General features: G+C 49.0%; 2 rRNA genes. Both read left to right on the forward strand.

From position 1 onward, the window contains the following. Positions 1-218: ribosomal RNA gene (locus FZD51_RS25935) — 16S ribosomal RNA — on the forward strand; the annotation flags it as partial. Positions 219-395: 177 nt separating this feature from the next. Next, positions 396-652, forward strand: a 23S ribosomal RNA gene (locus tag FZD51_RS25940); the annotation flags it as partial.

Below are 652 nucleotides of genomic sequence, written 5' to 3' on the forward strand. Positions count from 1 at the left end.
CTGCATGAAGCTGGAATCGCTAGTAATCGCGGATCAGCATGCCGCGGTGAATACGTTCCCGGGCCTTGTACACACCGCCCGTCACACCACGAGAGTTTGTAACACCCGAAGTCGGTGGGGTAACCTTTTGGAGCCAGCCGCCTAAGGTGGGACAGATGATTGGGGTGAAGTCGTAACAAGGTAGCCGTATCGGAAGGTGCGGCTGGATCACCTCCTTTCTAAGGAATATATACAAGACGTGACGGTCTTTGTTCGTTCAGTTTTGAGAGTATAAWCTCTCATTTTGTTCTTTGAAAACTAGATAATGTAATGAAGAAGACATTACCGAGTAATCGCCATTTTAGGTTTTCTCTCAATTTGAGAGTGATACCAGGAATAAGCTTCGCTTATTTTTAGGTTAAGTTAGAAAGGGCGCACGGTGGATGCCTTGGCACTAGGAGCCGATGAAGGACGGTACTAACACCGATATGCTTCGGGGAGCTGTAAGTAAGCTTTGATCCGGAGATTTCCGAATGGGGAAACCCTCCATCCGTAATGGGATGGAACCCTTGCCTGAATACATAGGGCATTGGAGGCAGACCCGGGGAACTGAAACATCTAAGTACCCGGAGGAAGAGAAAGCAAACGCGATTCCCTGAGTAGCGGCGAGCGA

It is taken from the genome of Bacillus infantis (assembly GCF_008180445.1).
GTDB lineage: Bacteria > Bacillota > Bacilli > Bacillales > Cytobacillaceae > Bacillus_AB > Bacillus_AB infantis_B.